The following is an 8087-nucleotide window of genomic DNA, read 5'->3' on the forward strand; positions in this document are numbered from 1 at the left end:
TCACCAGTCCTTTCGTTACGCCGGATTCGGGTTGTCGTTCGGCTGGGACCGCCGCGAGAGCCGGGAGCCGAGCGAGCGGAGCTTGGCGAGTTGGCCGGACCGCTGCCCGCCGATGTGGACACCGCGCCCGTAGTGACGCTCGATGTGGCTCTGGGCGTAGGACAGCACCGTGGTGCACACCAGGTACCAGATCGAGATCACGACGAGCAGCGGGATCGTGCGGAAGTTCTGTGAGTAGATCAACTGCGCCGAGTACAGCAGGTCGGCGAGGGCGATGATGCTCACCAGCGAGGAGTGCTTGAGCATGCCGATGACCTGGTTGCCGGTGGGCGGGACGATCACCCGCAGGGCCTGGGGCAGGACCACCCGGTAGAAGGTCAGCCAGCGGTTCATGCCGAGCGCGATGGCCGCCTCGCTCTGGTGCCTGGGCACCGAGAGCAGGCCACCGCGCACGATCTCGGCCATGTAGGCCGACTCGTTCAGGGTCAGGCCGATGATGGCGACGGCCCACAGGTTCAGCACGCTGTTGGTGGCCGCGCCGACGAGCTCAGGGCCGCCGAACGGCACGGTGAGCGACAGACGGGGGTAGAGGGCCGAGAGGTTGAACCAGAAGATCAGCTGGACCAGGAGCGGTGTCCCCCGGAAGAACCACAGGTAGGCGCCCGAGAGGGAGGAGAGGACCCGGTTCTCCGACATCCGGCAGGCGGCCAGGACGATGCCCAGGATGATGCCCAGGGTCATGGACACCCCGGTGAGGATCAGTGTGGTGCGAAGGCCCGCCATGATCTCGGGGTTGAACAGGTAGTCCCGGACGACCGGCCACTCGAAGTTGGCGTTGGTCATCATGGAGTAGCCCAGATTCGCCGCGACGAGGAGCACGAGCAGGGCGGCGAGGCGCCGGCCGGGATGCCGCATCGGCACGAGTTCCGAGGGCGGGGTGGTGGACGGGTCGACGCGTGCCGGGTCCATGACGGGGGCCGCCTTCATCAGTTGCTCCCCGTCGCGGGAAGGATCTCGGCCTTCTTGATCAGCCCCTGTCCTGCGTTGAACTCGTCGAGGATCTTCTGCAGTTCACCGTTGTCGATCAGGTGGTCGGTGGCCGCCTGGACGGCCTTGGCGAACTGTGCGGTATCGCTGTTGCGCGCCAGCACCATGCCGGTCTTGTACTTGGGGGCCCAGTCCAGCTCGACCAGCTTGAACTGGTTCTTGGCCTGGCTCATCACATAGGCGACCTGGCTCGCGCTGCTGACCGCCGCGTCGACCCGGCCGCCTCGCAGAGCGAGGTTGACGTTGGCCTGCGAGTCGAAGGTCTTGACGGTGATGGCGTCCTTGCCGGCGCTCTCGCACTTGTCCGCGAGCTTCGCGGCCAGCGCCGCCTCCGCGGAACCGAGCGATGCGGCCAGGGTGTGACCGCAGAGGTCCGTCTCGGTGGCGGCGCTGGTTATCGCGCTGCCGGCTGGGACCATGAGGGCGTCGCTCGACGAGTGGTTGGTCACGAACGTGACGGTCGCGGTGCGCTCGTCCGTCGCGTAGATCTCCCCGGTCGCGGCGTCGTAACGGCCCGCCTGGAGTCCGGCGATGATGCCGTTGAACGGGGCGATCTTGATCTGGACCTTCAGGCCCAGGACCGCGGCGATCCGACGCACGTTCTCGATGTCCCAGCCGGTGGGAGTCGCCCCGTCGGCGGGCTCGATCACCGCGGGTGGGTAGGTGGCGGCGGCGATCGAGTCGACCTTCTTGGACGCGTTGTCCGCCGCGGTCGTGGACGAACCGGTGGTGGACGAACCGGTGGCGGACGACCCGCACGCCGCCGTCGACCCGAGGAGGGCGACGGATCCGGCCATCGCCCCGAAGCGAACCAGACGTGAATCGCGTAGACGCTTCATGACTCTCCCTGTGGCTGAAATGCCTGAGCGGATTAATCACGACATGGGCCCTGTTCCGGAAGTCTTCAGGGCTGGGTGATGGCAGGTAACTTCGCACCTTCATCGAGGCCTGACAAGATGTGATCACAGATCAATTTTGGTTCGACACTTGTGACACATGCTCTGACCTGGGAAAAGCTTCCGGTAACGAATTTGACAAGCGAGCGCGGGGGAGATCACACCCCGATCGCACCGCTCGCCCGTCCGGCCGCACGGGTCGTCGTGACGCGTAGCAAGCCGGCAATCGACCGGTGATCAGCGGAGCTGAACATGGCCGGCACGCATCGCCGCGCCACGGGGTGACCGGGGCCGCCGCTCAGTCCGTCGCGGCGTCTATCGCGACACCAGCTGCGCCTTGATCCGATCGGTGGCGTTGGCCAGTGACTCGTTGTTGATGGCGGCCGCCGCCTCGGCGTCGTGCGCGTGGGCCGCCTTGAGCAGCTGCTCCTGGTAGCGCCACAGCGCGTCGTCGTCGCGTGCGTCGAGGGAGGCCCGGGCGCCGACGATCTTGTAGGCGCGGCAGTGCTGCCACAGGGTGCGGATGGTGTTCAGGAGCACGGGATTGCCGGCGGCCTCGTACAGGATCGTGAGGAGGGCCTCGTCGTGGTCGAGGTACGGGACGACGGCGCCTTCGGTGATCGCGCGCCGCATCAGCTCGAACTCCTCACGCATGCGGGCGACGTCGGCCTCCCCGATGCGCTCGGCACCGCGGCGCGCTGCCGCGACCTCCAGGATCTGCCGGGTGTCGTAGATGTGGAGCAGTTCGGCGAGGTGCTGGCCCTTCACCACCGAGCCCTTGTGCGGAACGCGCTCGGCGAAGCCGGCTTCCTCCAGGCGGCGGATCGCCTCACGGACCGGCATCACGCTGGTGCCGACCTCGGCGGCGAGATCGCGGATGCGCAAGCGGTAGCCGGCGGGATACTCGCCGCTGGTGATCGCCTCGTGCAGCACCGCGTACACCTGGTCGGTCATGGAGGGCGCCGGCTCGACACGTTTGGACATACGCACGACTGAATCATAAACAGCCTGGTCGGCGGCAGGGGTTCGACGAAGGCTCACGTCCCGCACACCCCCGGCTGTGCCATCCGGAGGGACACCGTGTTCGAGAACGTCACCTGAACTCCGCTCCGACCCATTGTGTGATCTGTGATCACATCCTATGGTGGCGGACAGCCGAGGCGAGACCGGAGCTCCCTCGGGCATCGCGTGACGACACTCCCCACCTGGTCGACACGCCGGCCCGCAGGCCGAGTCGGTGCCGGGCACCCGGCACCGACACAGACACATCAACTCCCACCTGGCCCGGACCTACCCTTGAAGGGTGAGTCCGGGAACCGCTCCCGGAGGCTGTGATGACCGCTCGCACAGGACCGATCGCAGGAAACCGACTCGATGACGCGCCCCTGTCGCGCTTCCACAAGAAGCTGGCGCTGTACTCCTCCGGGGGCCCGTTCCTCGACGGCTACGTCCTGAGCATCATCGGTGTCGCCATGGTCCAGATCACGCCCCAACTCGACCTGTCCGACTCCGCGCAGGGCCTGATCGGCGCGTCCGCGCTCATCGGCATCTTCCTCGGCGCCTTCGCCGGCGGCCGGCTCACCGACAGGTTCGGCCGGCAGGCCCTCTACACCATCGACCTGATCGCCATCATCGTCTGCTCCGTCGCCCAGTTCTGGGCCACCGACCCGGTGTGGCTGTTCGTCCTGCGCCTGCTGATCGGCATGGCGGTCGGCGCGGACTACCCCATCGCCACGTCACTGCTTGCCGAGTTCACCCCACGCCGCCACCGGGGACCGCTCCTGGGCGGCCTGGTCGTGATGTGGTTCTTCGGCGCGGCCGTGGCGTACATCGTCGGCGAGATCCTGCTGACGACCGGCGACGACGGATGGCGGTGGATGCTGGCCAGCGCCGCGCTGCCCGCCACGGTCATCGTGCTGCTGCGCCTCGGCACCCCCGAGTCCCCGCGCTGGCTGGCGAACAAGGGACGCACGGAGGAGGCCGAGGCCGTCCTCAAGCAGGTCTACGGCCCCGACGTGACCATCGCCGACCTGCCGGACGAGACGGAGCAGCGCGAGAACGTCGACCTCAGGGCGATCCTGCGCTCCGGCTACGGCGGACGGATGCTCTACATCACGGTCTTCTGGACGTGTTCCATCATTCCGCTCTTCGCCATCTACGCCTTCGGCCCGAAGATCCTGGACGCGCTGCGACTGGAGGGAGACCTGGCCAACGTCGGCGAGGCCCTGATCACCGTCATGTTCCTCATCGGCTGTGTGATCGCCCTGCTCTGCGTCAACCGCATGGGCCGACGTCCCCTGGTCATCCACAGCTTCGTCTGGTCGGGCCTGGCCCTGCTGCTGCTCGGCATCTTCCCCGACGCCCCCTCGGGCGTGGTCATGACCCTCTTCGCCCTGTACGCCATCATCATCGGCGGCACCCAGATCCTGCAGTGGGTCTATCCGAACGAGCTGTTCCCGACCGAGGTACGCGGCTCCGCGGTCGGCCTGGCCTCCTCCGCCAGCCGGATCGGCGCCGCCGTCGGCACCTATCTCGTCCCGATGGCCCTGACCGGCTGGGGCGTCGGCGGCACCATGCTCGCGGCCGCCGCCATCAACGCCGTCGGCGCCGTCGTCTCCGTGCTGTGGGCACCCGAGACACGCGGCATGGCGTTGCACGAAGCCGCCGCACTGACACCTCGCCCCACACCTGTCGACAGCCCCCTGGGCGTCTGACCGGCCGACCCCGCCTGTCGGGGCCGGATCTTCCGTGCACGAACTTGTCACCCGTGAACCCGCAGGAGGGTACCGATGAAAGACGTAGTGATCGTGGGAGGCGGTATCGCGGGGCTGGCCGCGGGCTGGCGACTGCGGCACCGGGACACGCTCCTGCTCGAATCCGAGGGACGGGTCGGCGGACGCATCCGGTCGGAACGCCGCGGACCGTACTGGCTCAACTGGGGCGGACACGTCTACGCCGGCGGGAACTCGGCGACGTCGTGGCTGCTGAACAACACCGGCGTCGACTCCATAGCGGTGCCCGGCTCACTGGCCGGTCTGTCCATGAACGGCAAACTGCTGCTCAAGGGCCGGGTGGAGAGCTACCCGTTCCGCATCCCGATGCCGATGTCGGCCCGCGTCGGCATGGTCAGGGCGGGCGCCAAGGTCGCCCTGTCGGTGGCCCGCTACGCCCGCATCGTGCAGCGGCGACGGGGCGAGACCGAGGCCCAACGCCAGCAGCGGGTCTACGACTTCATGAACGACCGTTCCTTCAAGGACTTCATCGGTGACCTGCCCGAGGACGCCGAAGCCCTGTTCAAGCCCACCGTGACCCGCTCCGCCGCCGACATCGACCAGCTCTCGGCCGGCGCGGGCGTCGGCTACTTCAGCCTGGTGTGGAACATCGGCGCCGGCCTCTCGGAGAGCATCCTCGGCGGCCCGTCCACGCTCACCGAGAGCATCGCCGCGGCCCTGTCGGACCGGGTACGGCTGAACGCGACCGTCGACGAGATCGTCCAGAAGAAGGACTCCGCCGTCGTCCGCTACCGGGAGGACGGCGTGGAGAAGGAGGCCGAGGCCCGCTGCGTCGTCCTGGCCACGCCCGCGACCGTCAGCCACCGGGTCGCCGTCGACCTCGACCGCGATGTCCGCGAGGCCCTGTCGAAGATCGTCTACGGCCCTTACGTGAGCGCGGCGTTCCTCACCAACGAGACCGAACGCCAGGTCTGGGACGACGCCTACGGCATCGCGACACCGAAGCGGTCCTTCAACGTCGTGCTGAACATGTCGAACGTCGTGCACGGCTACGAGCGGGAGCGCCGGCCCGGCAGCAGCATCATGACCTTCTCGCCGGGCAGTCTGGCGCGCGAACTGCTGGAGCACGACGACGACAAGATCCGCCGGATCTACCTCGACGACCTGGACCAGGTCCTGCCCGGCTCCGCCGAAAACGTCGTGGAGGCCGAGATCCAGCGCTGGCCCACGGGCGCGCCGTACTGCTTCCCCGGCCGCGGCGGGCTCCAGCAGACCCTGACCCGCCGCACCGGACGGGTCCTCCTGGCCGGCGACTACCTCGGCACCCTCTACACCGAGACCGCGATCCAGACCGGCCTGTCGGCGGCGCAGGAGGCCCAGAGCCTGCTGGCCACCGACCGGCAGACCGCGCGGCACGGCCTGGCGCCGGTCGATCTCGCGTCGTAGGACCACTGCTCACCCCTAAGGAGACCCAAGAATGTCCTCACAGCTGAGCGGTGTGCTGACCGCCCTCGCCTCACCGTTCGCGCCGGACGGACGGATCGACGACAAGACACTGCGCCGCCTGGTCGACCGCAGCGTCGACGGCGGGGTCGACGGAGTCGTCGCCTGCGGATCCACGGGCGAGTTCGCCGCGATGAGCGGCGCGGAACGGCGCCAGGTGGTCGAGACCGTCGTCGACCAGGCGGCCGGACGCGTCCCGGTCATCGCCCAGACCGGTGCGGTGAGCACCCGGGAGGCGATCGAACTCTCCCGCCACGCACAGGCCGCCGGAGCATCGATCCTGATGGTGGTCACCCCGTACTACGAGCCGCTCACGCTCGACGAGACCCTGCGCTACCTGCGCACCGTCGCCGACGCCGTGGACATTCCGATCATGCTCTACAACCTGCCCGGCGCCACCGGCGTCAATCTCTCCCCGGAGACCGTCGGACAGCTCGCCCGCGAGGTCGACAACATCCAGTACATCAAGGACACCAGCGCCGACATGGCTCAGGCCGGGCAGCTGATCCACCGCTACGGCGACGTCATCTCCACCTTCATCGGCTGGGACAGCCTCCTCCTCCAGGCACTCTCGGAGGGCGCCGCCGGTGTCATGGCGGGCACCGCGAATGTCATGCCTGCCGAACTCGTCTCGGTCCACCGCGCGTTGCGCGAGGGCGACCTCGACCGGGCGCGGACCGAATGGGCCCGGATCTATCCGCTGATGGACGCGATCATGTCCGCCCCGTTCATCCCGGCGGTCAAGGCCGCCCTGAACGCGCTCGGCATCCCCGTGGGCCCGCCCCGCGAGCCGCTGCTCGGCCTCGACGCCGCCACCACCGCCGGGATCACCTCTCTCATCGAGAAGCTTCCCCAGCTGTCGGCGTCACGGTGACGGAAGGCCGCCCGTCGTGAGATTCCTCGACGAGCACGACGTCCGTTCCGTGTTCGACATCGACACCGCTGTCGCCTCGCAACGGACGGCGTTCATCGCACTCGCGAGGGGAGAGGCGTGGCAGCCGGAGAAGATCCTCGGCGGCCACGCCGACGATCCCGACACCGTCTTCTGCTACGCCTCCCGCCTGGACCGCACGAGCGGCCCCGTCTGCAAGTTCGGGAGCGTCAACCCTGGGAACGCGGCCACGGACCGGCCGACCGTCAACGCCGTGGTCGTCGTGCTCGACCCCCGCACCGGCGTCCCCCTGGCCTTCATGGACGGCACCGCGCTCACCACGCTGCGCACCGCCGCCGCCAGCGCGGTCGCGGTCCAGGCCCTGGCTAGGAAAGAGGCCACCCGCCTCCTCGTCCTGGGATCAGGCGTACAGGGGCAGGCGCATGTCGCGGCACTCCAGCACGACAGGACCTATGACCGGACCGAGGTGTGGTCGCCGCGCCGGTCCTCGCTCGACGCCTGCGTCGGCCGCCTGCGCGAACAGGGCCTCGACGCCGAACCGGTGGAATCCCTGAACGACGCGATCGCCGAGGCGGACATCGTCGTCTGCGCCACCTTGGCCACCGAACCGCTGTTCACCGCAGACCAGTTGAGACCCGGTGCGACGGTCGTCGCGATCGGATCCTTCGACCGGCACCGCCGCGAGATCGGCCCCGACGTCCTCGACGCCAGCAGCCACGTCGTCGTCGACCACGCACCGACGGCGCGACAGAACTGCGGTCCGATCGTCGCCGACAGGGCGCGGGCCGGCACAGCGGAGCCGGCACTCCTCGAACTCGGGCGGGTCCTGACCGGCCACGAGACCGTTCGCGGCGGCGATGACGACATCGTGACGTACATCAGCGCAGGCCTCGGCGTCCAGGACGCGGCAGCGGCCTGGAGCGTCCACCAGCGGGCCGAAGCACTCGGCATCGGCCGCAGCGCCGACTGGCCGGCCCCCACCCCACCCGACCACGGCCCACCCGCACCCGAGTACAG

7 protein-coding genes are annotated in these 8087 nt (G+C 68.8%); 4 read left to right on the forward strand and 3 right to left on the reverse strand.

Translation table 11 applies throughout. The annotated features are described in order from the left end of the window. Positions 1-15: 15 nt before the first annotated feature. The 3 genes from HLK59_RS18330 to HLK59_RS18340 all read right to left on the reverse strand — a co-directional run bounded on the left by HLK59_RS18330 (position 16) and on the right by HLK59_RS18340 (position 2927). Entirely contained in the window at positions 16-987 is a 972-nt protein-coding gene (locus HLK59_RS18330; protein ID WP_240982487.1) for an amino acid ABC transporter permease, read from the reverse strand. Next, positions 987-1886, reverse strand: a complete 900-nt coding sequence (locus tag HLK59_RS18335) for a transporter substrate-binding domain-containing protein (RefSeq protein ID WP_171142525.1) — start codon at positions 1884-1886, stop codon at positions 987-989. The genes HLK59_RS18330 and HLK59_RS18335 overlap by 1 nt, the downstream gene beginning before the upstream one ends. Before the next feature lie 372 nt (positions 1887-2258). Continuing rightward, positions 2259-2927, reverse strand: coding sequence for a GntR family transcriptional regulator (locus HLK59_RS18340; RefSeq protein WP_171142526.1), 669 nt, complete (start codon positions 2925-2927; stop codon positions 2259-2261). Positions 2928-3277: 350 nt separating this feature from the next. Between HLK59_RS18340 and HLK59_RS18345 the strand changes: the two genes are divergently transcribed. From HLK59_RS18345 to HLK59_RS18360, 4 genes are all read left to right on the forward strand, one after another. Further along, positions 3278-4657: an MFS transporter gene (locus HLK59_RS18345; protein ID WP_206327278.1), complete on the forward strand. Its 1380-nt coding sequence runs from the start codon at positions 3278-3280 to the stop codon at positions 4655-4657. Between the two features lie 75 nt (positions 4658-4732). Beyond that, positions 4733-6121 carry an NAD(P)/FAD-dependent oxidoreductase gene (locus HLK59_RS18350; protein ID WP_171142527.1) on the forward strand — a complete coding sequence of 463 codons (1389 nt, stop codon included), beginning with the start codon at positions 4733-4735 and terminating at the stop codon, positions 6119-6121. 31 nt (positions 6122-6152) lie between these two features. Beyond that, the gene (gene dapA / locus HLK59_RS18355; protein ID WP_171142528.1) at positions 6153-7052 is read left to right on the forward strand and encodes a 4-hydroxy-tetrahydrodipicolinate synthase; all 900 of its coding nucleotides are present in this window, start codon (positions 6153-6155) and stop codon (positions 7050-7052) included. A 16-nt stretch (positions 7053-7068) separates the two neighbouring features. Further along, positions 7069-8087: ornithine cyclodeaminase family protein (locus HLK59_RS18360; RefSeq protein ID WP_171142529.1), on the forward strand; the 1019-nt coding region annotated here is incomplete at its 3' end.

It is taken from the genome of Streptomyces sp. S3(2020), from assembly GCF_013044505.1.
GTDB lineage: Bacteria > Actinomycetota > Actinomycetes > Streptomycetales > Streptomycetaceae > Streptomyces.

What these genes read in the sequence shown, in the direction of transcription:
- HLK59_RS18330 (WP_240982487.1), bottom strand. Translation starts at nt 987, where the DNA reads ATGAAGGCGGCCCCCGTCATGGACCCGGCACGCGTCGACCCGTCCACC.
- HLK59_RS18335 (WP_171142525.1), bottom strand. Translation starts at nt 1,886, where the DNA reads ATGAAGCGTCTACGCGATTCACGTCTGGTTCGCTTCGGGGCGATGGCC.
- HLK59_RS18340 (WP_171142526.1), bottom strand. Translation starts at nt 2,927, where the DNA reads ATGTCCAAACGTGTCGAGCCGGCGCCCTCCATGACCGACCAGGTGTAC.
- HLK59_RS18345 (WP_206327278.1), top strand. Translation starts at nt 3,278, where the DNA reads ATGACCGCTCGCACAGGACCGATCGCAGGAAACCGACTCGATGACGCG.
- HLK59_RS18350 (WP_171142527.1), top strand. Translation starts at nt 4,733, where the DNA reads ATGAAAGACGTAGTGATCGTGGGAGGCGGTATCGCGGGGCTGGCCGCG.
- dapA (WP_171142528.1), top strand. Translation starts at nt 6,153, where the DNA reads ATGTCCTCACAGCTGAGCGGTGTGCTGACCGCCCTCGCCTCACCGTTC.